The 24,501-nt window shown below is 70.9% G+C and carries 24 protein-coding genes; 11 read left to right on the forward strand and 13 right to left on the reverse strand.

Annotated features, from left to right (window positions below):
• Positions 1–76: 76 nt before the first annotated feature.
• Positions 77–739, reverse strand: a complete 663-nt coding sequence (locus ACYUD3_RS25335; protein ID WP_470974032.1) for an O-methyltransferase — start codon at positions 737–739, stop codon at positions 77–79.
• A 114-nt stretch (positions 740–853) separates the two neighbouring features.
• Positions 854–2,470, reverse strand: a complete 1,617-nt coding sequence (locus tag ACYUD3_RS25340) for a DUF2330 domain-containing protein (RefSeq protein ID WP_470974035.1) — start codon at positions 2,468–2,470, stop codon at positions 854–856.
• Between the two features lie 415 nt (positions 2,471–2,885).
• Here ACYUD3_RS25340 and ACYUD3_RS25345 point away from each other — a divergent pair, with 415 nt between their 5' ends.
• The 3 genes from ACYUD3_RS25345 to ACYUD3_RS25355 are packed head-to-tail and all read left to right on the forward strand — an operon-like array spanning position 2,886 to position 5,985.
• On the forward strand, positions 2,886–4,949 hold the full coding sequence (locus ACYUD3_RS25345; RefSeq protein ID WP_470974038.1) for a bifunctional glycosyltransferase 87/phosphatase PAP2 family protein: 2,064 nt from the start codon (positions 2,886–2,888) through the stop codon (positions 4,947–4,949).
• Between the two features lie 33 nt (positions 4,950–4,982).
• Positions 4,983–5,675: a DUF6193 family natural product biosynthesis protein gene (locus ACYUD3_RS25350; RefSeq protein WP_470974041.1), complete on the forward strand. Its 693-nt coding sequence runs from the start codon at positions 4,983–4,985 to the stop codon at positions 5,673–5,675.
• 58 nt (positions 5,676–5,733) lie between these two features.
• Positions 5,734–5,985 (forward strand): hypothetical protein, encoded by a 252-nt coding sequence (locus tag ACYUD3_RS25355; RefSeq protein WP_470974044.1) that lies wholly within the window; start codon positions 5,734–5,736, stop codon positions 5,983–5,985.
• Positions 5,986–6,063: 78 nt separating this feature from the next.
• On the opposite strand, the gene ACYUD3_RS25360 is transcribed toward ACYUD3_RS25355, so the two are convergent.
• On the reverse strand, positions 6,064–7,233 hold the full coding sequence (locus ACYUD3_RS25360) for a steroid 3-ketoacyl-CoA thiolase (RefSeq protein ID WP_470974047.1): 1,170 nt from the start codon (positions 7,231–7,233) through the stop codon (positions 6,064–6,066).
• A 188-nt stretch (positions 7,234–7,421) separates the two neighbouring features.
• On the opposite strand from ACYUD3_RS25360, the gene ACYUD3_RS25365 reads away from it, so the two are divergent.
• The gene (locus ACYUD3_RS25365; protein WP_470974050.1) at positions 7,422–8,657 is read left to right on the forward strand and encodes a cytochrome P450; all 1,236 of its coding nucleotides are present in this window, start codon (positions 7,422–7,424) and stop codon (positions 8,655–8,657) included.
• A gap of 132 nt (positions 8,658–8,789) precedes the next feature.
• Here the strand turns inward: ACYUD3_RS25365 and ACYUD3_RS25370 are convergent, their stop codons facing one another.
• Positions 8,790–9,206 carry an aggregation-promoting factor C-terminal-like domain-containing protein gene (locus ACYUD3_RS25370; RefSeq protein WP_470974053.1) on the reverse strand — a complete coding sequence of 139 codons (417 nt, stop codon included), beginning with the start codon at positions 9,204–9,206 and terminating at the stop codon, positions 8,790–8,792.
• A 652-nt stretch (positions 9,207–9,858) separates the two neighbouring features.
• Between ACYUD3_RS25370 and ACYUD3_RS25375 the strand changes: the two genes are divergently transcribed.
• Entirely contained in the window at positions 9,859–10,107 is a 249-nt protein-coding gene (locus ACYUD3_RS25375; RefSeq protein WP_470974056.1) for a hypothetical protein, read from the forward strand.
• On the opposite strand, the gene ACYUD3_RS25380 is transcribed toward ACYUD3_RS25375, so the two are convergent.
• The 4 genes from ACYUD3_RS25380 to ACYUD3_RS25395 form a co-directional block, all read right to left on the reverse strand.
• Positions 10,104–11,177, reverse strand: a complete 1,074-nt coding sequence (locus ACYUD3_RS25380; RefSeq protein WP_470974059.1) for an MBL fold metallo-hydrolase — start codon at positions 11,175–11,177, stop codon at positions 10,104–10,106. The two genes, ACYUD3_RS25375 and ACYUD3_RS25380, sit on opposite strands and share 4 nt — an antisense overlap.
• A gap of 228 nt (positions 11,178–11,405) precedes the next feature.
• The gene (locus ACYUD3_RS25385) at positions 11,406–11,831 is read right to left on the reverse strand and encodes a type II toxin-antitoxin system VapC family toxin (RefSeq protein ID WP_470974062.1); all 426 of its coding nucleotides are present in this window, start codon (positions 11,829–11,831) and stop codon (positions 11,406–11,408) included.
• Complete coding sequence (locus ACYUD3_RS25390) at positions 11,828–12,031, reverse strand: hypothetical protein (protein ID WP_470974065.1); 204 nt, start codon at positions 12,029–12,031, stop codon at positions 11,828–11,830. The genes ACYUD3_RS25385 and ACYUD3_RS25390 overlap by 4 nt, the downstream gene beginning before the upstream one ends.
• 501 nt (positions 12,032–12,532) lie before the next feature.
• A complete protein-coding gene (locus ACYUD3_RS25395; RefSeq protein ID WP_184853161.1) occupies positions 12,533–12,766 on the reverse strand; it encodes a hypothetical protein in 234 nt (77 codons plus the stop codon).
• Between the two features lie 662 nt (positions 12,767–13,428).
• On the opposite strand from ACYUD3_RS25395, the gene ACYUD3_RS25400 reads away from it, so the two are divergent.
• Positions 13,429–14,880: an aldehyde dehydrogenase gene (locus tag ACYUD3_RS25400; RefSeq protein ID WP_470974068.1), complete on the forward strand. Its 1,452-nt coding sequence runs from the start codon at positions 13,429–13,431 to the stop codon at positions 14,878–14,880.
• Positions 14,881–14,882: 2 nt separating this feature from the next.
• On the forward strand, positions 14,883–15,116 hold the full coding sequence (locus ACYUD3_RS25405; RefSeq protein ID WP_470974071.1) for a ferredoxin: 234 nt from the start codon (positions 14,883–14,885) through the stop codon (positions 15,114–15,116).
• A 50-nt stretch (positions 15,117–15,166) separates the two neighbouring features.
• On the opposite strand, the gene ACYUD3_RS25410 is transcribed toward ACYUD3_RS25405, so the two are convergent.
• Entirely contained in the window at positions 15,167–15,778 is a 612-nt protein-coding gene (locus tag ACYUD3_RS25410) for a TetR family transcriptional regulator (protein ID WP_470974074.1), read from the reverse strand.
• Positions 15,779–15,984: 206 nt separating this feature from the next.
• Here ACYUD3_RS25410 and ACYUD3_RS25415 point away from each other — a divergent pair, with 206 nt between their 5' ends.
• The 4 genes from ACYUD3_RS25415 (at position 15,985) to ACYUD3_RS25430 (ending at position 19,900) form a co-directional block, all read left to right on the forward strand.
• The gene (locus tag ACYUD3_RS25415) at positions 15,985–17,340 is read left to right on the forward strand and encodes a glycosyltransferase family 4 protein (protein ID WP_470974077.1); all 1,356 of its coding nucleotides are present in this window, start codon (positions 15,985–15,987) and stop codon (positions 17,338–17,340) included.
• Positions 17,334–18,068, forward strand: a complete 735-nt coding sequence (locus ACYUD3_RS25420) for a class I SAM-dependent methyltransferase (RefSeq protein WP_470974080.1) — start codon at positions 17,334–17,336, stop codon at positions 18,066–18,068. Before ACYUD3_RS25415 ends, ACYUD3_RS25420 begins: the two co-directional genes overlap by 7 nt.
• Positions 18,065–19,132: a prenyltransferase/squalene oxidase repeat-containing protein gene (locus tag ACYUD3_RS25425; RefSeq protein WP_470974083.1), complete on the forward strand. Its 1,068-nt coding sequence runs from the start codon at positions 18,065–18,067 to the stop codon at positions 19,130–19,132. The genes ACYUD3_RS25420 and ACYUD3_RS25425 overlap by 4 nt, the downstream gene beginning before the upstream one ends.
• 183 nt (positions 19,133–19,315) lie before the next feature.
• Positions 19,316–19,900 (forward strand): hypothetical protein, encoded by a 585-nt coding sequence (locus ACYUD3_RS25430; RefSeq protein ID WP_470974086.1) that lies wholly within the window; start codon positions 19,316–19,318, stop codon positions 19,898–19,900.
• 36 nt (positions 19,901–19,936) lie between these two features.
• Here the strand turns inward: ACYUD3_RS25430 and ACYUD3_RS25435 are convergent, their stop codons facing one another.
• The 4 genes from ACYUD3_RS25435 to ACYUD3_RS25450 all read right to left on the reverse strand — a co-directional run bounded on the left by ACYUD3_RS25435 (position 19,937) and on the right by ACYUD3_RS25450 (position 24,347).
• Positions 19,937–20,947, reverse strand: coding sequence for an LLM class F420-dependent oxidoreductase (locus ACYUD3_RS25435; protein ID WP_470974088.1), 1,011 nt, complete (start codon positions 20,945–20,947; stop codon positions 19,937–19,939).
• Positions 20,948–21,077: 130 nt separating this feature from the next.
• Positions 21,078–21,947: a DUF5336 domain-containing protein gene (locus tag ACYUD3_RS25440; protein ID WP_470974091.1), complete on the reverse strand. Its 870-nt coding sequence runs from the start codon at positions 21,945–21,947 to the stop codon at positions 21,078–21,080.
• A 110-nt stretch (positions 21,948–22,057) separates the two neighbouring features.
• Entirely contained in the window at positions 22,058–22,897 is an 840-nt protein-coding gene (locus tag ACYUD3_RS25445) for an N-acetylmuramoyl-L-alanine amidase (protein ID WP_470974094.1), read from the reverse strand.
• Positions 22,898–22,907: 10 nt separating this feature from the next.
• On the reverse strand, positions 22,908–24,347 hold the full coding sequence (locus tag ACYUD3_RS25450) for an MFS transporter (RefSeq protein WP_470974097.1): 1,440 nt from the start codon (positions 24,345–24,347) through the stop codon (positions 22,908–22,910).
• Between the last annotated feature and the right edge of the window lie 154 nt (positions 24,348–24,501).

Here is a 24,501-nt window from a genome sequence, read left to right on the forward strand (position 1 = left end):
GGGGCGGGGGCGTCTCCGCGCGCGGGGTGAGCGGCCGGGCCCGTGCGCCGGTCCTGCCCGCCGTGCCCTGCGCCGGTCAGGCCAGGACGCGGGCCAGGGCGAAGCCGTCGTAGCCCTTGGCGCCGACCGTCTGGACGGCCGTGCCGTCGAGCCGGGGGTGGTCGGCGATGAAGGCCAGGGCGGCGCGGGTGCCCTGGACGCCGGGGTCGGGGCTGTCGGACTCCACGACCCGGCCGCCCCGGACCACGTTGTCGACGATGATCAGGCTGCCCGCGCGGGTGAGCTTGAGCGCCCACTCCAGGTAGTGGGGGTTGTTCACCTTGTCCGCGTCGATGAAGACCAGGTCGAACGGGGGCGGGTTCTCGTCGGCCAGCAGGGGCAGCAGGTCCAGGGCCGCGCCGACGCGTACCTCGACGACCTTGTCGAGGCCCGCCCGCGCGATGTTGCGGCACGCCGTCTCCGCGTGCTTCTGGCTGTACTCCAGCGTGATCAGCCGGCCGTCGGCGGGGAGGGCGCGGGCCATCCAGATCGTGCTGTACCCGCCGAGTGTGCCGATCTCCAGGATGCGGCGGGCGCCCTGGAGCCGGGCGAGCAGCTGAAGCAGCTTGCCCTGGCCGGCGGACACGCTGATCGCGGGCATCCCGGCGGCCTCGGTGTCCCGCAGGGTCTCCCGCAGCACCTCGTCCTCAAGCCCGAGCCGCTCGGCGAAGTACTCGTCCACCGCGTCCCACACCTGCATACGCCCCACCATCCCCGTTCTCGTCCACTGTCCTCGTCCGACCATCCTGCCCCTCCAACGCTCCCGCGCCCCACCGGGTTCCCGCACGCCCCCCATTCCGCCCCATTCACCCGATCAGGCGACGCCACCCCACCGCCGGGGCCTCCGCACCCGCCGCCGCTCTCCGGACCCGGCGAACGGAACCTCCCGGGGAGCCTCGGTGTCCGGGGCGATGGGAGGGGCGGCGAAGGGGTACGACCGCCGGGGGCCGGGCGCTTCCTCGCCGAGGGAGGGGGCGGGGGCGGGCGGCTCGGTGGGTCTGGGCGGGACCGAGGGCATGGGGGGTGCTGTGGGGCGGGGCGGGACGAGGGGGTCGGACGCGGTCGGCGCGTAGTCCGGCAGTGCCGGGATCCTCGGCGCGAAGTCCGGGACCGGGGGGACGCGCGGGGGTGAGCCGGGGGCGGGGGGAGCCGTTCTTTCCGCGCTCTCCTTGCCGCCGGCGTTCTCCGTGCTCCGCGCGGTTTCCTTGCCCCTGGCGCGCAGGGCGGCTCGCAAGCCGCCCCTCAGGCCTGCCGGGACACCGGTCATGGTCAATCCTCCGAATCCGCCCGGCCTTCCTGGGGGGCCGCTCGCCGCTCTTCTGGTGCCGCCTCCGCCGCGCAGGGCCGCCTTGACCGAGAGCAGGGCCGCCGCCAGCAGCAGAGTGACGATCGTGAGGAGCCACAGGGGGACGCCGGCGAAGGTGCGGAGGCGGTCCGTGTAGACGACCTGGCGGAAGGGGTCGTCGTCGGGCGCCGCGCGGAAGCGGTGGTCGGCGGAGACGGCGGTCGGGGCGGGGAACTCCTGGGCTATCGAGGTCAGGTACGGGGTGCCCTGGGCGAACGTCGACAAGGGGCCCGTACGCGTCGTCACCGTCCCGGCGAACGTCACCCTCGGCGGTGAACCCCCGATGTCCGACACGGGCTCCATACGGTGGGTCGCCAGGACGTACATCCCCAGGGACTGCGGGGTCTGCGCCAGGCGGGACAGCCGCATCGGGTACACCGGGGACGCCGAGGCGAAGGTGAGGTGCAGGGGGGTGAGGTCGCCCCGCAGCGGCACGCCCGCGCGCGGAGGGGCCAGTTTCACCGCCACGTACTCCCACTGCCGGGACACGTACGGCTCAAGCGCGTCCCGCGCGCGCGTGGGCAGCGCGAAGCCGTTGTCGCGCAGCCAGGTGTCGAGCGCCCCGGAGTCGGTGGCGGAGAGCCGGGCGACGTCGAAGGGGCCGAGCCGCTGCTGGCCGACGACGGACACGCGCGCGGCGGGCGGCGGGGGCGGCAGGCGGCGGCTGCCGCCGGAGGTGAGCGGCCAGTCGCCGTCCTGGGGCCAGAAGTGGTACCGGGTGCGGTACTGCGGCGCGGTCATCCTGGCGAGCTGGTCGAACAGGGCGGGGTCCCCCAGGGCGACGCTGGCCCGGCTCGGGACGGGCAGCAGCCAGGCGGCCTCCTGGGCGTCACCGGCGAGGGTGAGCCGTACGACGACCTGCTCCTGGCGGCCGTCCCAGCGGACGAGGGACACCTCACGGCGGACCGCGAGCTGCCCCTGGTCGGCCTGGCCTGTCTGCCCGGTCTGGCCGGTGATCAGGACGCCGCAGCCGCAGGCGTACGCGGGCGCGACCAGGGAGCCCAGTTGCAGCGCCAGGAGGGCGAACGCGACGACGGCTACGCGCGCGCGTGGAGCCGCACTCCCCGCTGGGGTCCGGGCGCGCACACCTAAGGCGCGCGATCCGGAACCCTTCCGCCCCCGCAGTCGTCTCCACGGGAAACCGACCAGCATGCCCGTAGCCCTCCGTTGCAGTTCGTGACTACCCGTAATGTCCTGACCAAGGCGAGTCACCGACGGTACGGCCCGCGCGCGGGATGCGTTCGGCGGCTGATCCAAATCCCGCCCCGGCGAGCGCGCGATCAGGGCCCCGCCGACGCGGCCGTACCCCGCACGCACTATGGTCTTCCGGACAAAAGGAGAGCGGCCGTCAGGTGAAGCGGGGGTGACCTGCGTCTCTGTCCCGGGGTGTCCTGGAAGAGGGCCCGCCTCATAGGGTTCGCCCAGGAGAACGCGCGCGGAAGCCGCGCGGAACCCGGGACGACGAGCAGGCTCACAAAACGGGGCGGGAGGCCTACCAGCCGTGGCGAACGCGGAGCACAGCGGACGACCGATGGAACCCTTCGGGGCGCCGGCGGCCGACCCCGCAGACGCACGACAGGCACGCCTGCGCGCGACCCGGATCGGCCTGTGGCTGATCGTGGCGGTCCTGGCCGTGCGCCAGGTCGCCGTCGTGCTGTCCACCCCGCGCGGGGAACGCCTGACCGACCTGGAGACCTGGGTCGGCCCGCACGGCGTGCTCCACATCAAGGGATCGCTGTACGACTCCACCCAGTTCACCGGCACCCCCTTCGGCGGACTCGTCCTCAAGCCGCTCACGAAGGCCGCCGAGCAGGCCCTCGGATGGGGCTGGACGTTCGGCACGCTGCTTCTCGTGGCCGCGCTGGGGGTCGTGGCCGCCCGAGCCCTCCCGCAGCCCGTGAGCCGCCGTACAGCGCTTCTGGCGGCCCCCGTCGCGATCAGCCTGCTGATGCTGTCGCTGCCGGTGCGCAACGCCCTCTGGCTCGGGCAGACCAGCATCATCCCGGTGCTGCTGGTCCTCCTCGGCTGCTTCTCCGTACGCGGCCGGTACGCGGGCGGCGCCCTCATCGGCGTCGCCGCCGCCCTCCAGCCGACCGTGCTGCTCTTCGCGGCCCTCCTGTGGTTCACCCGCCGGCGCCGGGCCGCCGCGACCGCCGTGGCGACGTTCACCGGGGCCGCGCTGCTCGCCTGGGCGGCGATGCCGCACGACTCGTACACCTACTGGGTGCACCACATGGCGGGCACCGGGCTCGGCGGCAAGGCCGACGACCTCGCCAACCAGTCCCTGCACGGCGCCCTCTTGCGGGCCGGTCTCAACGGCCCGCTGGAAATCGGCCTGTTCCTTGCGCTCGGCGCCGCCGTCGCCGCCCTGGGCGTGCACCGCGCGGTGCGCTACGCGCGCGACGGCCAGCTCCTGCTCGCCGTCGCCCTCACGGGCTGCGCGGCCGTCGCCGTGTCGCCGACGACCTGGCAGCACCAGCTCCTGTGGGTGCTGCTCGCGGTCGTCGGACGGGTCGGGAAGAAGGCCTCCGACCGGTACGTGTGGCCCGTCGCCGTCGTCCTGGTGATGACGCTCCCGGCGAAGATGATGCTGCCGAACATGGCGGCGCTCTACCCCCTGCGCGACAACCTCGTCCTGCTGGCCGCGATCGCGGCGGCCACCGTCGTCCCGTTCCTCTCCCGCACCTCACCCCACTACGCCGCGCCCGTCCCCACCGAGTACGCCGCCCCCGTCCCCGCGCGGTTCTCCTGGGTGCCCCTGCTGCCCTTCCTGCGGCGCGTCCTGACCCGCCCCAACCTCCTCATGGAGCTGCTGCTGATCCGCGTCACCTACGCGGCCTACCAGCAGGTCCGGCTCGCCGCCACCGGCGGCACCAACTCCGGGGGGCGCCTCCGCGCGGAGGCGCACGGGCACCAGATCCTCGACATCGAGCGCTTCCTGCACATCGACATCGAGCACGCCGTCAACCATTGGGTCGTCGGTGTCCCCTGGCTGCGCAACTTCTTCGACTTCTACTACGAGTCGTTCCACTTCGTGGTCCCGCTGACGGTCCTCGCGGTCCTGTACTGGCGCCGTCCCGTCGACTACCGCTGGGCGCGGGCGTCCCTGGGGTTCGCGACGCTGCTCGCGCTGGTCGGCTTCTGGCTCTATCCCTTGGCGCCGCCGCGCCTCATGCCGGCCCTGGGGATCATCGACACCGTCCATGGGGTGCAGGACTTCTCCAAGCCGGACTACGGGACCCTCACGAACCTCACCAACCAGTACGCCGCCATGCCGTCGCTGCACTTCGGGTGGTCGTTGTGGTGCGGTCTGGTGATCGCCATCGTCGCGCCCAAGTGGTGGATGAAGGCGCTGGGGCTGTTGCATCCGCTGTTCACCGTTTCCGCGATCGTCGCGACCGGGAATCACTGGGTGCTCGACGCCGTGGGCGGGGCGACCGTCGTCGCCGCCGGGTTCGGGTTGTCGTACGTCCTGATGGGGCCTCGGGCCCGGATCAGGATTCCTCGGCAGGTGGCTCGGGGGGTGGGGGCTGAGGTGACTGAGCCGGCCAGGGCTTCCAGCTGACGGGTCGGCCATCGGGGCGGGGTGGTGAGGAGCGTGATCGACTTCGATCCCTATCCGGAGATTCAGGAATCTGGCTCGCTGCCGGCTGCGATGGCTGCTCAGGCGGGGGTCGGTGGATTTGACCTGGGGGGAGTTCGCGGCCAATCGGAGGCTGGGCCGGGGGTGATCTCTACCGCGCAGGTGGATTCGGGTCGAGGAAGGTTTTTGGTCTGGCTCGGGGAGTCCGAGAGGACCTTCTTCGTCGGTATCCAGGAGGGGCGTTTTGTTTGGGCGGAGGGTGCCACGGGTGATCTCGGTGCCCTGGTAGCCGCGGCAGCGGCTTGGCGGGCCGGTCTGCGGGTCGGTGAGTTCGCGGGAGAGTTCCCGTTCATGGTGCTCACGAGGCCGGCCGAGGCACGGGAGGCGGGCGATCCGATTCCGGCTCAATGGGGCTGGCCGCTGAATTCGGATCTGTTCGAAGAGGAGCGGCCTCTAGTGGAAGCCGCTCATTCCGATGGGCGTCTGCGGCGGCTCTTTCCCAATCTCAGCCACGGGGTCTTGCGGCTCAGCTCGAATCTTGGAGTGCAGGGGTGCCGAGAGGTTCCTATCTCTCCGGTGGAGGGTTCTTGCTACCGGGTGGAGGACACCATGCTGCCTGGAGCGACGTCTGTTGTCGGGACCTTGGCCGAGGCGATTGAAGCGGCGGCTGGATCGGTTGGTCGAGTTCCGGATTCCTATGGCTGCTAGGCGACAGGTCGAACTCACGCGCTGGGAAGGCGCCGAAGGGGAAAGAGCGCCGGTCGCGATGTTCGTGATGGGCGCTGCTGAGGCTCCGTTCGATGACCTGGAGTTCGAGTATCCGGACGATGAGGACGGTTTTGGGTTCGCGGCGGTCGAGCTGTCGAGCGGGCGGCTGGTCGCCGTTGTCGATGTCCCCGGTAGTTCTGTTCCAGGGGTTGTTCTCTACCGAGCGGGTGAGGGGGACGGGGCTCGTGTCCTGGATGACTTCGTGAAGGATTTCGGGATCGGGCCGGAAAGTGTGCGGTGGGTTGCTTGAGCGGCTGCCGATCTGGACACCGTCAAGGACTGTTTGCTCCGTACGATCACCAACCCGCAGCGTTCTCCAGCAGCGGAGCTACAGCCGCTGGATGATCGTCCCCGTCGCCAGCGCACCCCCCGCGCACATCGTCACCAACGCGAACTCCTTGTCCGTGCGCTCCAGTTCATGCAGTGCTGTGACGATGAGACGGGCGCCCGATGCGCCTACCGGGTGGCCTAGGGCTATTGCGCCGCCGTTCACGTTCACCTTGGACAGGTCCTGACCGAACACCCTCGCCCAGCTCAACACCACTGACGCGAAAGCCTCGTTGATCTCGACCAGGTCTATGTCCTTCAGCGACATACCCGCCTTGCCCAGCACCGCATGCGTCGCGTCGATCGGGCCGTCCAGGTGGTAGTGGGGGTCGGCGCCTACCAGTGCTTGTGCCACGATCCGTGCCCTCGGCTTCAGCTTCAGTGCCCTTGCCATCCGCTTCGACGCCCACACGATCGCCGCCGAACCATCGCTGATCTGGGACGAGTTGCCCGCCGTGTGGACGGCGTTCGGCATGATGGGCTTCAGGCCCGCCAGCTTCTCCGCGGTCGTGTCGCGCAGCCCCTCGTCGCGGTCCATCAGCCGCCACATGCCCTCGCCGGCCCGCTGCTCCTCCTCCGTCGTCGGGACCTGCACGGCGTACGTCTCGCGCTTGAAGCGCTCCTCCGACCACGCCTTGCCCGCGCGCTGTTGGGACAGCAGGCCCAGCGCGTCGACGTCCTCGCGGGTCAACTCCCGTCGGCGCGCGATGCGTTCGGCGGCCTCGAACTGGTTGGGGAGGTCGACGTTCCACTCCTCGGGGAACGGCTTGCCGGGGCCGTGCTTGGAGGCGGCGCCCAACGGGACGCGGGACATGGACTCGACGCCGCAGCTGATGCCCACGTCGATCACGCCGGCCGCGATCATGTTGGCGGTCATGTGAGAGGCCTGCTGCGAGGAGCCGCACTGGCAGTTGACGGTGGTGGCGGGGGTCTCGTACGGAAGTCCCATGGCCAGCCAGGCCGTTCGGGCGGGGTTGGCGGACTGTTCGCCGGCCTGGGTGACCGTGCCGCCGATCACCTGCTCCACGGCGTCGGCGGGAATGCCGGTGCGGCCCAGGAGTTCGCGGTAGGTCTCGCCCAGCAGATAGCCGGGGTGGAGGTTGGCCAGCGCGCCGCCGCGCTTGCCGATGGGGGTGCGGACTGCTTCGACGATCACAGGTTCGGCGGCCATGGGTGCGGATTCCTTCCGGGTGGCCGAGCGAGGAACCGGGCGACTCGTACAACTAGTACGTGTTCTAGTTCTGTTGAGCAGTCTGCTGACGTGATGTGCGTCACCGCAAGGGTCTTGCAGCCTCAGGCCCGCTGAACTACCTTCGCGGCACCTGTTTCTGATGGACCGTCAGATGGCTGGAGCCCGCCATGACTTGTCCGGCGCTACCCGACGGCTTCGACTTCACCGACCCCGACCTGCTCCAACACCGGGTACCCCTCCCGGAGTTCGCCGAACTCCGGCGGGCCGAACCCGTGCGCTGGATACCGCAGTCGGGCAATGTCGCCGGTTTCGCGGACGAGGGCTACTGGGCGGTCACCCGGCATGCCGACGTCCGGTACGTCTCGACCCACCCGGAGCTCTTCTCCTCCTCCGTCAACACCGCCATCATCCGGTTCAACGAGCACATCGAGCGGGCGTCCATCGAGGCGCAGCGGCTGATCATGCTGAACATGGATCCGCCGGAGCACACCCGGGTGCGGCAGATCGTCCAGCGGGGGTTCACGCCGAGGTCCATCCGGGCGCTGGAGGAGCGGCTGCGCAATCGGGCGCGGGCCATTGTCGAGGTCGTACGCGGGAGTTCCGAGCCCTTTGACTTCGTCACCCGAGTCGCTTGTGAGCTGCCGCTTCAGGCCATCGCCGAACTCATCGGGATTCCGCAGGACGATCGGGCGCGGATCTTCGACTGGTCCAACAAGATGATCGCTTACGACGATCCCGAGTACGCGGTGACAGAGGAAGTGGGGCAGCGGTCCGCCGCCGAGATCATCGCCTATGCCATGAATATGGCGGGGGAGCGGAAGGCTTGTCCCGCCCGGGATATCGTCTCGACTCTTGTCGCCGCCGAGGACGAAGGGAATCTGAACTCCGACGAGTTCGGGTTCTTCGTGCTCATGCTCGCCGTCGCCGGGAACGAGACGACCCGGAATGCCATCACGCATGGGATGCACGCGTTTCTGACCCATCCCGCGCAGTGGGATCTTTATGTGCGTGAGCGGCCGGCTACCACCGCCGAGGAGGTCGTGCGGTGGGCCACTCCCGTCGTGTCCTTCCAGCGGACCGCCGTTCAGGACACCGAGCTGGGGGGCAAGCAGATCAGGAAAGGGGATCGGGTGGGGCTTTTCTACGCCTCCGCCAATCATGATCCCGAGGTTTTCGAGAACCCCGGTGCTTTTGACGTCACACGTGATCCGAACCCCCACCTCGGGTTCGGAGGCGGGGGTCCGCATTACTGTCTGGGGAAGTCGCTCGCCGTGCTGGAGATCGACCTCATATTCAACGCGATCGCTGATGCCATGCCGGGGATCCGGCTCGTGGAGGAGCCTCGGCGGTTGCGGTCGGCTTGGATCAACGGGGTGAAGGAGTTGCGGGTCAGCGGCGGCTGAAGGGAATCGGCGGTGACTGAAGGAAATCGGCGCCGGGTGAAGGAGTTCGGCGCCGGCTAGGGGAATGCGGCGCCGAGTGAGCGGATTCTGATTCGGCTTCGGTCGAGCGGCGTCGTCCCGTAAGGGAACTGCTCAGTACCAGCCGTTCGACTGCCAGAAGTTCCACGCCTTCGCCGGGCTGCCGTAGCGCGAGTTCATGTAGTCCAGGCCCCACTTGATCTGCGTGGCGGCGTTGGTCTTCCAGTCGGAGCCGGCCGAGGCCATCTTGGAGCCGGGGAGGGCCTGGACGAGGCCGTAGGCGCCGGAGGAGGAGTTCGTCGCGGAGACGTTCCAGCCGGACTCGTGCTCGACGATCTTCGAGAAGGCGCTGTACTGGGCCGCGTCCGGGATCATCTGCTTCGCGATCGACTGGGCCGAGCCGGCGGACGTGGTCGCGGCGTGGGCGGGGGCCGCGGTCAGCGCCATGCCGACGGTCGCGGCGGCCACGGCGGCCGTGGTCAGGGCCTTCTTCGGGGACAGGGCGATGCGGCGGATGGTGGAGACGGTCACGGGAACCTTTTTCTTCGGGGACGGGACTGTCGCGGTGCCGGTGGAGTCTCACCCCCGGCGTGGGGCGGCGCCGCGGCCCGGGAGGGGCACGTCGGCGCCGTGCGACGTCATCCAGAGAAGCAGGCTGGGAGGGGGGTCCGCAATGACCCTTTTTACTAGTTTTAGTAGCAAGCGGGGCTTTCGGTGGTGATGTGACCTGGCTCTCAATGTGCAGGTCAGGGCCCTGTTCGCTGCGTACACGACAACCCGGGCGGGCTCCTACCCTGCTTCGTAGGTGACCTGCGTCATGTGGGGTGCTTCACCGCTCAACAGCCGTCTCCGGGCCCTGAATGTGACCCCGCTCTCGGCGTTGTTACGGTCTGCCGCATGACCGTCACAGGAAAACTCCTCGGCACTGGCCGCACGGCCGACGTCTACGAGATCGACGAGGCCTGGGTCCTGCGAAGGGACCGCCAGGGCTGGGGGAACTCCGCGGCCGAGGCGGCCGTTATGTCGTACACAGGGGGATACGGCTACCCGGTCCCGGCCGTACGGTCCTCCGGTGTGCCCGGTGACCTGATCATGCGGCGGCTGTACGGGCCGACCTTGCTTGAGGTGCTGGTGAGTGGGGAGGTGGGGGCGTGTGAGGTGGGGGTGATGCTTGCGGGGCTGTATGGACGGCGTCCCCGCTCTCGACTGGGGGATCTCCGCCGTCATCCTCGCCCAGGTCGCCGTCTCCGCCGCGCCCCTTGCCGGGCCGGCCGCCGCTGTTCTTGATGCTCTCCTTGCCGACCCCTCGGGACTCACCGAGGAGGGGGTCGCGGAGGCGTCGCGGTGGCGGGCGGGGAATCCGACGATGAGTTCGGGGGAGGTTGAACTGCTCGGTCTCGCCGGGGAGTTGGTGCGGAGGTATCTGGTCTAGGCCGGCACCGCCGCGTACCGCACCGGATCGGTCCCCGGTACCGCCTCCGCCCGCCCCAGCTTCACCAGGCGTCGTAGGTGGGCCTCCGCCTCTGAGACCGCGATGTTGCGGGAGGGGGCGGGGATGTCGGGCCAGGGGCGGTTCCAGGGCATCTGTTCCGCCAGCTGCCATGGGGTCAGGGGCGTTGTCAGTAGGGCGTGCAATGCTGAAAGCCGGTCGGAGTGGTGGGTGAGGAGGGCTTCGATGCGGGAGGGCGTGTCCGTGAACGGGTGTTGGTGGGCCGGGAGGATTTCGGAGGGGGAGAGGTGGGCTATTCGTTCCAGGGAGGCCAGGTAGTCGCCCAAGGGGTCCGTGATTGTCGTGTCGTCCGGGTCCTCGTACAGGCCGATGTGAGGGGTGATGCCGGGGAGCACGTGGTCGCCGGAGAAGAGGCGGCCGTTGCCCGGGAGGCCGGCCGGGTGGGTCTCCTCCAGGTGCAGGCAGACGTGGCCCGGTGTGTGGCCCGGGGTCCAGATCGCGCGCAGGCGGCGGCCGGGGAGGGGGAGGAGTTCGCCGGGGATGATTTCTCTGTCGGGGAGCGCCGGGGTCGAGCCGGGGAACGTGGCGTGGGGGGCTTCGCGGAGGCGGGCCGTGTGGGAGTCCGGGGCGCCGGCCGCCGTGAGTTTGTCGGCCATGTATGTGTACCAGCGCTCGACCGGCGCCTCCCGGGTACGCCGGACCACCGCCGTGTCCGCCGCGTGCATCGCGATCCACGCCCCCGAGACCTCCCGGACCCGGCCCGACAGACCGTGGTGGTCCGGGTGGTGGTGGGTGACGACGACCCCGGTCACCTCCTCCACCGCCGTACCGCAGTCCAGGAGGCCCGCGGTGAGGGTGGCCCAGGAGGCGGGGTCGTCCCAGCCGGTGTCGATCAGGACGGGGCCGGTGGTCGTGTCGACGAGGTAGACGAGGGTGTGGCCGAGGGGGTTGTCCGGGATGGGCACCCGGATCGAGCGGACGCCGCCGCCGTGGTCGTAGGTCTGAGCTGGCCGGTCCCCGCCGTCGCCGCCGTCGCCGTGGTCGTAGGTCATCCGGCCCCCGCCCTTCCAGGTTCGCCTCTGTCCCGCGCTGGACCTGTCCGACTTCCCGGTCCCGCCGTCGGCCCTAAGTCCCCGACGTCCTGCGGCCATTGCCCACTATAACGAGAACTGATTATCCGTCAGATCGCTCGGGGGGCTGCTGGAAAACCTCGCTCTGGCCAGCCGGGGAACAGTCGTCGTCTGTCGTCGTCGGCCGCGCCCGGACGGCCCGGCGGAGGGCTACAGGTCGTAGGGGAGCAGATCGAACGCGGGTACGTGGGAGGGGCGTACGACGCTGAAATGGCGGCGGTCGACGGTGGCCACCTGCTTGGCCTGCCAGCGTTCGGCGAGGGCGACGACGCACGCGTCGGTGCCTCCGAGGGGGAGATTGGCGTACTGCCGTACGAGGTGGGCCATGCGCTGGATGTCCTCGGGCATGACGCTCGTGACGGTACCGAGGTCTCCGGCCGCGAGCGCGTCGAGGAACGCCGCTTCGACCTGGGCGCCGCACCGGGTCCCGATCAGGTGGCAGGCTTCCGCGATGACCGGCGCGGGGATCACGAGGTTGCGCGGGTGGACGGTGTCGTACCAGCGGACGCAGGCCTCGTGGTGGGCGTCGTCGGCGTCCGCGAGGGCTACGAGGGGGCCCGTGTCCACAACGATCACTCGCCGAACCCTGTCTCCCGGAGGATCTCGTCCGCGCGGGCGGAGGTGTCGGAGTGCCCGGAGTGGCCCATGCCGATGAACGAGGGGCGCCCCGGGCGGTCGGCGGACCCTATGAACGGGCGCAGGCTCTGCGCCACGGCGTCGATGTCGTCTTCCGGCAGGCGATCGATGAGCGCGTGCAGCTCTTCCCGTGTGGTCATGGGTTCAGGGTAGTCAGCGGTGGCGGGAGGTGGGGGGTGACGTGTGGAGAAGGCTGCGGCGAGGCCCCCGGGCGCGTTCCGTTTTCGAGGGAGGCGCCAGGGAGGTGTGCAGGTCAGCCCCTCGAAACCCCCTGTTCGGTCTGGCGCGGCATACCGGGCCCTGTCCGGCGCCGCTTAGGGCCCTCATCCGGCTCCGGGGATGGTTCGCGGCCCACGGCATTGGGGGCGCGATGTGAGCAGGGGTGCGTCGGGTCGGTCAGCCGTCCCGCGGTCCTTCAGCTGCCGCTACTTCCGCTACCTCCCTGGTCGGAGGCGTGATCGGGGTAGCGGATGGTCCCGGCTACGCGGCCTTCTGTCCGCTCAGGTCCGCCACGCCGTTTGCCGGTCGGCTGTGCCGGGGCTGTCGGCAAGGTTGCCGGCAGCCAGTAGAACGCGCCCCGACGCTCTCCCGGGAGCTCCCAGGAGACGGTTGCGGCCAGGTGAGGGATCAAGACCGCTCGGTCAGTCCTCCGGCCGAAGCCGCTGACGAGCGGCCTCAAGCCGCTGGTCATAGTCAGGCGCGAACAGCTCAGGAAGCGCCTTGTCCAGTGTTCCGGCGATCCGATGGATCGGTGCCCAGACCGCCGGATCGTCGACAACGCGGCTGAGGTCCGTCATCTGGAGCCTCTCCAGCCAGTGCGACAGCACCAGCGCCTCGTCGCTCGTGAGCTTGATCGTGACCTGGCTGTCACTCATACACACTCCTGCGATTCAGCCCGCCCTCGACCGCACGAACCTACTGGGGCCTTCCAGGCGGGCGGCGAGCGGGGGCCGGTGCCGTCGGCCGGCCGCCGCTTCCGAGCAGGCTCCTACGGCTCTTCAGGACGGAACGCGGCAGGGACGACGTCGGTTCGCCTCCGTCTCCCTAAGAGCGTCCTTCTCCATCGTGCAGGAGCGCTCTAGAAGGGGAGCAGCGGGGCGAGCGAGGAAGAGACCGCCGCCGCGCCCGGCGGGACACCCGGCCGCCGCCGCATCGCCCCGCCCTCCCCGCGGTCTGACCACCCACCCTGGCAGGCCAGTGACCACCACCCCGCCCCGGCCGGGGGGGAAAGCTCATCGTCGCGCTGCCCAAGCGGAACAAGGCGTCACGTTGCCGTGGGGCAAGCCGGACGGGCCGCTTGGTACGAAGAAGCTCGTGTCCGCCGCACCTCAGGGCTGTGCGATCACTCGGCAGATACCTGGGGCACGTGGACCCGCGCGGCGGGCCATCGACTCGATGCGACGAAAGTGCTGGTGAGGGCTTACTTCGTCAAGGCCATTGCCCACTATAACGAGAACTGGTATCAGTTTCTGATGCACCGTCAGAAATGCTTCCGCGCAAAGCGGGTGGCTACTCGACAGGCAGGGCAGTGAGGGCGATGGGCGAGGTAGTGGAGTACGGGCAGCTGTTCGTCGGTGGGGAGTTGGTCGGGCCGTTGGGTGAGGGGGTCATCGACGTCGTCTCGCCGCACACCGAGGAGGTCATCGGGCGGGTGCCGCACGCCTCGCGGGCGGATGTCGACCGGGCCGTCGCCGTGGCGCGCCGCGCCTTCGACGAAGGGCCCTGGCCGCGGCTGCCGTTGGCGGAGCGGATCGCCGTCGTCACGCGGATCAAGGACGGGATCGCCGCCCGGTACGAGGAGATCGCCCGCGTCATCTCCTCCGAGAACGGGTCGCCCTACTCCTGGAGCCTCCTCGGGCAGGCGCTGGGCGCGATGATGGTGTGGGACTCGGCGATCAAGGTCGCGCGGGACTTCCCGTACGAGGAGCGGCGGGACGGGGCGCTCGGGCGGATTCTCGTACGGCGGGAGGCAGTTGGGGTCGTCGCCGCCGTCATCCCCTGGAACGTCCCGCAGTTCACCGCCGCCGCCAAGCTCGCGCCCGCGCTGCTCGCGGGGTGCACGGCCGTGCTCAAGCCCTCGCCCGAGGCGCCGCTGGACGCCTATCTCCTCGCCGAGATCACGCGCGACGCGGGGCTGCCCGAGGGCGTGCTGTCGATCCTGCCCGCCGGCCGGGAGGTCAGCGAGTATCTCGTCGGGCATCCCGGGGTGGACAAGGTGTCGTTCACCGGGTCCGTCGCCGCCGGGAAGCGGGTCATGGAGGTCGCCGCCCGCCAACTCACCCGGGTCACGCTGGAGTTGGGCGGCAAGTCGGCGGCGATCGTCCTTCCGGACGCGGACGTGGAGAGTGCCGTCGCCGGGATCGTGCCCGCCGCCTGGATGAACAACGGGCAGGCCTGCGTGGCCCAGACCCGCATCCTGCTGCCGCGCGCGCGGTACGACGAGTACGCCGAGGCGTTCGTCGCGGCGGCCTCCGCGCTGACCGTCGGGGACCCGCTCGACCCCGCCACCCAGGTCGGGCCCCTCGTCGCGCGCCGGCAGCAGCAGCGCAGCTTCGACTACATCCGGATCGGGCAGGAGGAAGGGGCCAAAGTGCTGGTCGGGGGCGGGCGGCCGGCCGGGCTCGCCAAGGGGTGGTACGTCGAGCCGACCCTCCTCGGCGACGTCCACAACGGCATGCGGGTCGCCCGGGAGGAGATCTTCGGGCCGGTCATCTGCCTGCTGCCCTACGGTGACGAGGACGAGGCCGTCGAGATCGCCGGGGACTCCGAGTACGGGCTCAGCGGCAGCGTCTGGACCGCCGACACCGGCCACGGCATCGACATCGCCCGCCGCGTGCGGACCGGCACGTTCAACGTCAACACCTTCAGCCTCGACATGCTGGGCCCCTTCGGTGGCTACAAGAACAGCGGCGTGGGGCGGGAGTTCGGGCCCGAGGGGTACGGCGCCTTCCTCGAACACAAGATGATCCACCTCCCCGCGGGCGCCTGACCGTGTCCGACCACTGGCACATCGAGGTCGACCGGTCGCTGTGCATCGGGTCGGGCCAGTGCGTCCACCGGACCGGGGGGTTCTTCGAGCTGGACGCCGCCCGGCAGTCCCGGCCCGCGGCGGCGGACACAGCCGCGGACGAGGGGGTGCTGGGAGCCGCCGAGAACTGTCCCGTCGAGGCGATCACGATCACGCTGGCGGGGAGCGGGGAGGCGGTGTTCCCGCCGGAGGAATAAGGAGGAGGGAGAAGTGAGGAGGAGTCCTCGCCTCTGCTTCCGTCAGCCCCTCACCCCTTCTTCTCCGGCAAGTCGATCAAGTCGATCAACCTGCACACCGTCTCGATGTCGATCTTCACCTGCGCGATGGACGCCCGCCCCGACAGCCAGGTGATCAGCGCCGAATGCCACGTGTGCTCGATCACCCGGACCGTCGACAGCTGGGCCGGCGTCGGGTCGGGAAGGTTCATCGCGTCGAGGATGATCGCCGTCGTCTGACGGGACACCTGGTCCACCTCGGGGCTGACACTGCGGTCGGCGAAGGTCAGGGCGCGGACCATCGCGTCGGCCAGGTGAGGCTCGCGTTGCAGCGCGCGGAAGGCGCGCATCAGGGTCTCCGCCACCCGCGCCGACGGCGCCTGCCCGGCCGGCGGCTTCTTGCGGAGCGTGCCGTGCATGTGCTCCAGCTGGTCCTGCATCGTCGCCACCAGCAGATGCACCTTCGACGGGAAGTAGCGGTACAGCGTGCCCAGCGCGACCTGGGAGAGTTCGGCCACCTCGCGCATCTGCACCGCGTCGAACCCGCCCCGGCTCGCGAGCTGCGCGCTGGCGTGCAGGATGCGGCGGCGGCGGGCCTGCTGGCGCTCCGTGAGGGTGGGTGAGGCACTCGTTTCGGCAGGCATGGTCCCTGTTCCGTGACAGTCGGTGAGGCCGGGGTCGTACGCCGTGAGCAGGGCGGTGGCCGTGGCGTGAATCACCTGATCCACTGCTCACAGGTCCCTTACCTGCCGGTAGATTCGGAGCCTCCCGAACGATCAAGTCTGAAACTTGTTCTAGATTACCGTCCCGGCGTAGTCTCACAGGCGCGCAGGCAGAAGGGGGACCGGAGTTGACCGCTGAGGCCAGTCGGGGCGACTTGGCCGCCGACGGCGAGCGACCGCTCGACATCGCGCTCCTCACCTATAAAGGGAACCCGTTCTGCGGCGGACAGGGCGTCTACGTACGACACCTCTCGCGCGAACTGGCCCGCCTCGGACACCGCGTGGAGGTCATCGGGGCGCAGCCGTACCCGGTCCTCGACGAGGGGTACGACGGACTGACGCTGACGGAGCTGCCGAGCCTCGACCTCTACCGCTCGCCGGATCCCTTCCGCACCCCGAAGCTCGCCGAGTACCGGGACTGGGTGGACGCGGTCGAGGTCGGCACGATGTGGACGGGCGGGTTCCCCGAGCCGCTGACGTTCTCGCTGCGCGCCCGCCGCCATCTGCTGGCCCGGCGCGGTGAGTTCGACGTCGTGCACGACAACCAGACGCTCGGGTACGGGCTGTTGGGCGGGGTCGGCGCGCCGCTGGTCACCACCATCCACCACCCCATCACCGTGGACCGGCAGTTGGAGCTGGACGCCGCCGCCGGCTGGCAGAAGCGGTACTCCGTGCGGCGCTGGTACGGGTTCACGCGGATGCAGAAGCGCGTCGCGCGGCGGCTGCCCTCCGTGCTCACCGTCTCCGGCACCTCGCGCCAGGAGATCGTCGACCACCTCGGGGTGCGCCCGGACCGTATCCACGTCGTGCACATCGGCGCCGACACCGACCTGTTCTCCCCGGACCCGTCGACTCCGGTGATCCCGGGCCGCATCGTGACGACGTCCAGCGCGGACGTCCCGCTGAAGGGGCTCGTCTTCCTCGTCGAGGCGCTCGCGAAGGTCCGCACCGAACACCCCGGCGCGCATCTGGTCGTCGTGGGCAAGCGGCCGGCGGAAGGCCCGGTCGCCCAGGCCGTCGAGCGGTACGACCTTCAGGGCGCCGTCGAGTTCGTCAAGGGGATCTCGGACCAGGAGCTGGTCGAGCTGATCCGCTCGGCCGAAGTCGCCTGTGTGCCCTCTCTGTACGAGGGTTTCTCCCTGCCGGCCGCCGAGGCGATGGCGACCGGGACTCCGCTGGTCGCGACGACGGGCGGGGCGGTACCGGAGGTCGCGGGCCGGGACGGCGAAACGTGCCTCGCGGTACCCCCGGGAGATCCGGGAGCGCTGGCTACGGCACTGACCACGCTGCTGTCCTCCCCGGAACTGAGAGCCCGCCTCGGCGAAGCGGGCCGCCGGCGCGTACTGACGAACTTCACCTGGTCGAAGGCGGCAGAGGGAACGGCGTCCCACTACAGGCAGGCGATAGCCCGCTCCGCGGCCAAACAACCAGGCCGCTCCGCGGCCACCCCCACCCCCACCCCCGAAAGCAGGACCAAGTGCTGACCGTCGACTTCTCCCGGTTCCCGCTCGCCCCAGGCGACCGTGTACTGGACCTCGGCTGCGGCGCCGGACGGCACGCCTTCGAGTGTTACCGGCGAGGAGCCCAGGTCGTCGCGCTGGACCAGAACGCGGAGGAGATCCGCGAGGTCGCCAAGTGGTTCGCGGCGATGGAGGAGGCGGGCGAGGCGCCGGAGGGGGCCACCGCCACCGCGATGGAGGGGGACGCGCTGGCGCTGCCGTTCCCCGACGAGTCCTTCGACGTCGTCATCATCTCCGAGGTCATGGAGCACATCCCCGACGACAAGGGCGTGCTCGCCGAGATGGTGCGCGTGCTCAAGCCCGGCGGGCGGATCGCGATCACCGTCCCCCGCTACGGCCCCGAGAAGGTCTGCTGGGCCCTCTCCGACGCCTACCACGAGGTCGAGGGCGGCCACATCCGCATCTACAAGGCGGACGAACTGCTGGAGCGGATCCGCGAGGCGGGGCTGAAGCCGTACGGCACGCACCACGCGCACGCGCTGCACTCCCCGTACTGGTGGCTGAAGTGCGCGTTCGGCGTCGACAACGACAAGGCGCTGCCCGTGCAGGCGTACCACAAGCTGCTGGTGTGGGACATCATGAAGAAACCGTTCGCGACCCGGGTCGCCGAACAGGCGCTCAACCCGCTGATCGGCAAGAGCTTCGTGGCCTACGCGACCAAGCCGCACCTGCCCCGGGTGGCCGCCCAGTGACCACCCCCCGGACAGAACACCTCGTCCTGCCCGGGGTCCTCACCGCTGAGCAGGCTGTGGCGACCGTCCGCGGCATCCTCGCCGTGCAGCGCGAGGACGGGGCGATCCCCTGGTTCCGCGGCCACCACCTGGACCCCTGGGACCACACCGAGGCCGCGATGGCCCTCGACGCGGCCGGCGAGCATCTCGCCGCCGAACGCGCCTACTTGTGGCTCGCCCGGCACCAGAACACCGACGGCTCCTGGTACGCCGCCTACGCCGACGGCGCCCACGACGACGTCACCGACCGCTCCCGTGAGTCGAACTTCGTCGCCTATATAGCGGTCGGCGTCTGGCACCACTACCTCGCCACCGGCGACGACACCTTCCTCGACCGCATGTGGCCGGCCGTGTACGCGGCCGTCGAGTGGGTGCTGCGGCTCCAGCAGCCCGGCGGACAGATCGGGTGGCGCCGCGAGGACGACGGGACGGCGACCGATGACGCGCTGCTGACCGGGAGTTCGTCGGTCCACCACGCCCTGCGCTGCGCCCTCGCCATCGCCGAGCAGCGCGAAGAGCCGCAGCCGGACTGGGAGTTGGCGGCCGGCGCGCTGCGCCACGCGATACGCCGGCACCCCGAACGCTTCCTCGACAAGGCCCGCTACTCCATGGACTGGTACTACCCGGTCCTGGGCGGCGCGTTGACGGGCGCGGAGGCCAAGTCCCGCCTGGAGGAAGGGTGGGAGAGGTTCGTGGTGCCCGAACACGGGGTGCGCTGCGTCGTCCCCAACCCCTGGGTCACCGGCGGCGAGTCCGCCGAACTCGCCCTGGCTCTCTGGGCGTCGGGCGAGTCCGACCGCGCGCTCGCGATACTCCAGTCCATCCAGCACCTGCGCGACCCGGAGTCGGGGCTGTACTGGACGGGGTACGTCTTCGACGACGACGCCGTCTGGCCGAAGGAGCTGACGACGTGGACGGCCGGCTCGCTGCTGCTGGCGGTCGCCGCGCTGGGCGGGGACGAGGCGACGTGCGCGGTGTTCGGCGGGGAGCGGCTGCCCGCGGGGCTGGAGCCGGACTGCTGCTGAGGGCGGCTTGGGGGCGGGCGGTTGCTGGGGGCCCTTGGGGGCCGACGGCCCCAGAACTGGTATATGCCCTGGTGAGAGCCCTCGCCAGGGTCCGCCGGCCGTCGTTTCGAGTGGCGGGTGTGCTCCGGTCGGGTGAGGCTGGGCGGGAAAGTTCTGCTCGGGGAGGACATCCCGGAGGATTCCGTGCCTGTAACCGTACGGCGCCTCGCCGTGGCGCTCACTCTGTGCGGAGCCCTGCTGGCGGGCGGCACCGCTGGGGCCGTTGCGAGCGGCCGAGCCACCCATGACACCGCCGCCGCCCAGGACACCGTAGCGGCGCTGATCGCCGCCTACCCAGCCGCCGACCCCAGTCCCTCAGCCGACCGGCAGCACCTCGCGAAGACCCGCTTCGTGGCGAACGCCGGCCTAGCGGCCGGGGCGACGTATCAGTGGATCGTCAAGCCGTGGAAGGCCGGCAAGTTCAAGAAGGGGGCCGGCGGGCGGACGGTCGCGCTGGTCAAGGCCGGTCTCGCCGGCACCTTCGCGTACAACCGGCTCAAGGCGGCGGTCCGCAACGCCGAGGGCGACCCGCTGCTGTCCAAGGCCCTGGCCCCGCTCACCGCGAGCATCGACGGCCTCAAGAACCTGCCGTCCAAGCTGCGCAAGGGCGACGACTCGGCGGCCGGTTCCTTCAACGACGTGATCGGGAAGGTGAAGGACGCGGGCAAGGGAGCGGGGGCGACGGTGACGGACAAGGTCCCGTCGGCTTCCCAACTCTCCGGCGGCTGAAGGCTGTTGGACAACTCCCGCCGGTCCGCGCGGAGTTCATGAGTTCAGCTCCGCCAGCACCCGCAGACTGGAAAGGTCCGGTGACACGGCCAACAGGTCGGTCACCGGACCTTTCCGCCACAACTCCAGCCGCTCGGCGATCCGTTCCCGAGGCCCCACCAACGAGATCTCATCGGCGAACGCGTCCGGCACGGCCAGCACCGCCTCCTCCCTGCGTCCCGCCAGAAACAGCTCCCGCACCCGCCGAGCCTCCCCCTCGTACCCCATCCGCCCCATCAGCTCGGCGTGGAAGTTCCGCGACGCGTGCCCCATCCCCCCGATGTAGAACCCCAGCATCGCCTTCACCGGCAACAACCCCTCGGAGACCTCCGCACACACCCTGACCTGCGCCATCGCCGCGACCATGAACCCCTCGGACACGGCCCCCACGGCAGCCCCGTACGCGGCCGGCCGGCTGGGCGACCAGTACAGCGGCAGCCACCCGTCCGCGATCTCCAGCGTCTGCGCCACGTTGCGCGGCCCCTCCGCCCCGAGCAGCACGGGCAGTTCGGCCCGCAGCGGATGCGTGATCGGCTTGAGCGCCTTCCCGAGCCCGGTCCCGTCGTCCCCCCGGTAGGGCAGCGCGTGGAACCGCCCGTCCAGCGTCACAGGACCGCCCCTGCGCAGGACCTGCCGTACGACGTCGACGTACTCGCGGGTCGCGGTCAGCGGTGAGGAGGGGAACGGGCGGCCGTACCAGCCCTCCACCACCTGCGGCCCCGACAGACCGAGCCCCAGCATCATGCGCCCGCCGGAGAGGTGGTCGAGGGTCAGGGCGTGCATCGCGGTCGCCGTGGGGGAGCGCGCCGCCATCTGCGCGACGGCCGTGCCCAGTCCGATCGTCGACGTGTGCGCCGCGAGCCACGCGAGCGGCGAGAACGCGTCCGAGCCCCACGACTCCGCCGTCCACACCGAGCTGTACCTGAGCCGCTCGGCTTCCCGCACCAGCGGCAGCTGACCGGGGTCGGGGCGGCGGCCCCAGTAACCGAGCGCAAGTCCGAGCCGCATCACGCCTCCTGATGACACGTCAGAAACGGGAGGGTGACTGTACGACTACGGCCCCCCGCCTGGAAGAGGCGAAGGGCCGTACGGTGGAACGGAGTTGAGCTGGGCCGGGGTCTGAAAAGGGGCCTGGGGGTCAGCCCCGCTGGATCCCCGAGGTGTCCCGCAGCACACCCCTGCGGCCGTCCTGCGTCTGCGCGATCAGCGCCCCCTGCGGCCCCTGCTCGATCGCCAAGTACCAGGTACCCGGCGCGAGTTCGGCGATCGGCGCGGGCGAGCCGTCCTCCGCGTACAGCGGCCGCGGCACGGGCACCGCGAACCAGAACGGGGAGAACTCCGGCACGGGCGGCGCGGCAGGAGCCGGCTGACCGGGCTGGCCGACGCCGGGCTGGCCGATCCCGGGCTGACCGGCACCCGGCTGGCCGACCCCGGGTCCCGCCCCGAACGCCTGCTGCGCCCCGAACGGCTGCTGGGCCCCGGGAGCGCCGGGATAGCCGTACCCGGCCGGCGGCTGGGCGCCGTACGGCTGCGGGGCCGGCGGCTTCGGGGCCGGGATCAGGGCGCCCTGGAGCGCGGGGACCAGCGGGGTCGCGATGGCCGCGCCCGCCATGACCAGGGCGGCCACCAGCAGCAGGATCAGACCGGTGCCCGCGCTGATCGTGTCCGTCGCGCCGGTGAAGTTGTTCATCGCGCTGGCCGGGTCGATGACATTGCCCAGCGCGCTCCACGCCGCGAACACCGTGAACGCCACGCCGAACTGCTTGAGGTCGAGCCCGGCCGGCTTCGGCGCTTGCGGCAGCAGACGCGAGGCGACGACCAGCGCCGCCCCGATGAGACCGGCCAGCACCACGCCCATGATGATCGGCCCGCTCGCCCAGGAGCTGGGAAAGGCGAACCCTGCCGGCGCCTGGTCGGCCGAGTAGACATCGAGGAACGACGCGATGAACAGCAATACCGCTGCTCCGATCACCACGCCGTCGCCTCTAGTGAGGGAGCGGATATTCACTTCAGGTCCTTCGTCTGTCGTCTGTCGTGCGTCGGTACATCAACGGTCAACGTACGGACGACATTATCGTCCGTACGATCTCGCTGTCCGCCCGGACAGGGGCGCGCGGGCTACCCGCGCAGGAAACTCACGATTCCCTCAGAGATCCCTTGCGCGGCCTTCTGCCGCCAGCCGCCGCTCGTCAGCAGCGCCGCGTCCGCGCCGTCGCGCATGTTGCCGCACTCGATGAACACCTTCGGCCGCGTCGACAAGTTGAGCCCGCCGAGGTCGGTGCGCGTCACCAACCCCGTACCGCCGCCGAGGTAGTTGGCCGGCGCGCTGCCCGTCACCCGCGCGAACGCCGCCTCGACCCGCTCCCCGAGCAGCTTCGAGGGCGCGACGATCGCCCGGGTGTCCGCGATCCCCTGATGCACGGCCCCCGGCATGATCACGTGGAACCCGCGGTTCCCCGCCCCCGAGCCGTCGGCGTGGATCGACACGACCGCGTCCGCGCGGGCCGCGTTCCCGATCCGCGCCCGCTCGTCCACACACGGCCCGAACGCCCGGTCCCCGTCCTGCGTGAGCTTGACGACGACCCCCCGCGCCTGGAGCAGCGACCGCAGCCGGTGCGCCACGTCCAGCGTGAACGAGGCTTCCGCGTAACCGGAGTTGGTCGACGTCCCCGTCGTGTCGCACTCCTTGCGGTGGGTGCCGATGTCGACCTGCTCGCTGATGGCGGAGGTGTGCTCGTAGTTGGTGGGGTTGTGGCCGGGGTCGATGACGACGACCTTGCCCTTGAGCGGGTCGGCGCTCTTGGCGTCGGGGGAGGCACTGGCGCTGGGCGAGGCCGGGGCCGGTCTGTCCGCGGCGACCCCCTCCCCGCCGCACCCGGCCAGCACCACCGGCGCGACCACCGCCAGGGCGACGACGAGCCAACGACGACGAGCGATTCCAGGTGCTGTGTACGACACGCCGGCCAGCCTAGGCCTTGCTCTCCCCGCGCGGCAGCCACACCCACATCAGCACCGCCCCCGCCGCCAGCACCCCCGCCGCCGTCCGGAACGCCAGCGCGTACCCCTCGGTCAGGGCCGCCGCGCTCGCCGAACCGCCGGTCCGGCCGGCCGCGAGAGCCGACAGGACCGCCAGGCCCAGCGAACCCCCCATCGTCCGCGAGGTGTTGATCAGCCCCGACACCACGCCCGCGTCCGCCGCGGCGGCCCCGGAGGTCGCCAGCGCGGCCAGCGGGGTGGCGACCAGGCCCGCGCCCAGCATCATCAGGACGCCGGGGAAGAGGATCGCCGTGAGGTACGTCCCGTGCGCGGTCATCGTCGACTGCCAGCCGAAGCCGGCCGCCGCGACCGACGTCCCCAGCACCGCCACCGCCCGCGCGCCCGTCCTCCGCATCAGCAGGGGCGCCGCCTTCGAGCCGACGACCACCGCGAGCGAGCTCGGCACGAAGGCGAGCCCGGCCTCCAGCGGTGTGTAGCCGAGGACGTTCTGCGCGTACAGCGTCATGAAGAACCACATCGAGAACATCGACGACCCGCACAGCAGCATCGCCGCGTTCGCCGACGCCACCGCCCGCAGCCGCAGCAGCCCCAGCGGCATCAGCGGCGCCGCCGTACGCGCCTCCACCGCGAGGAACCCCAGCACCAGCAGGAGCCCGGCGGCCAGCGGGAGCAGCGCCGTGGGGGACGTCCAGCCGGCGGCCTCGGTGCGGGAGATGCCGTACGCGAACGTCGCGAGGCCGGCCGTCACCAGCAGGGCGCCGGGGACGTCGAGGCGGCGGCCGGAGCCCGGACGGGTCTCCGGGAGCCGGCGCAGGGCGCCGGCGAGGACGAGGGCGCCGACGGGGACGTTGATCAGCAGCACCCACCGCCAGTTCAGCGTGTCGACGAGGACCCCGCCGACCAGCCCGCCCGCCGAGCCGCCGCCCGCGCCGACGGCCGTCCACGTCGCTATCGCCCGCGCCCGCGCGGCCCCCTCGGGGACGGCGGCCGTCAGCAGCGTCAGCGTGGACGGCGCGAGCACCGCCGCGCCGAGCCCCTGCACGGCCCGCGCCAGCAGCAGCTGCCAGCCGTCCTGGGCGAGCCCGCCGGCCAGCGAGGCCAGCGTGAAGAGGGCGAGCCCGACGAGGAACATCCGCTTGCGGCCGTACAGATCACCGGCGCGCCCGCCCAGCAGCAGGAAGCCGGCGAAGGCGATCGCGTACGCGTTGACGACCCACTGGAGGCCGGGCGCGCTCAGGCCCAGGCTCGCGCGCATCGAGGGGAGGGCGACGTTCACCACCGACACGTCGAGCACCACGAGGAACTGCCCGGCGCAGGCGAGCGCCACGAGCAGCCAGGTCGGAGGCCGTTTCGCGGAGACGGAGGCGGAGCTGGGGGCGAGACCCGACGAGGCTTCTATGGCATCCGGCATACCGGCAATGGTCCCACCCGGAGGCCTCTCTCCGTTTCCCCAAGAGATAGTCAAGGTTTTTTGACAGCGGCCTCCAGCCGGAATAGTTGCCTGTGCATACGTCGTTCGGAATGCACGTACCCGAGGCCCCCACACCCGGGACTCCCCTGCGCAC

The sequence above is a fragment of the Streptomyces sp. AMJ-169 genome, from assembly GCF_055597585.1.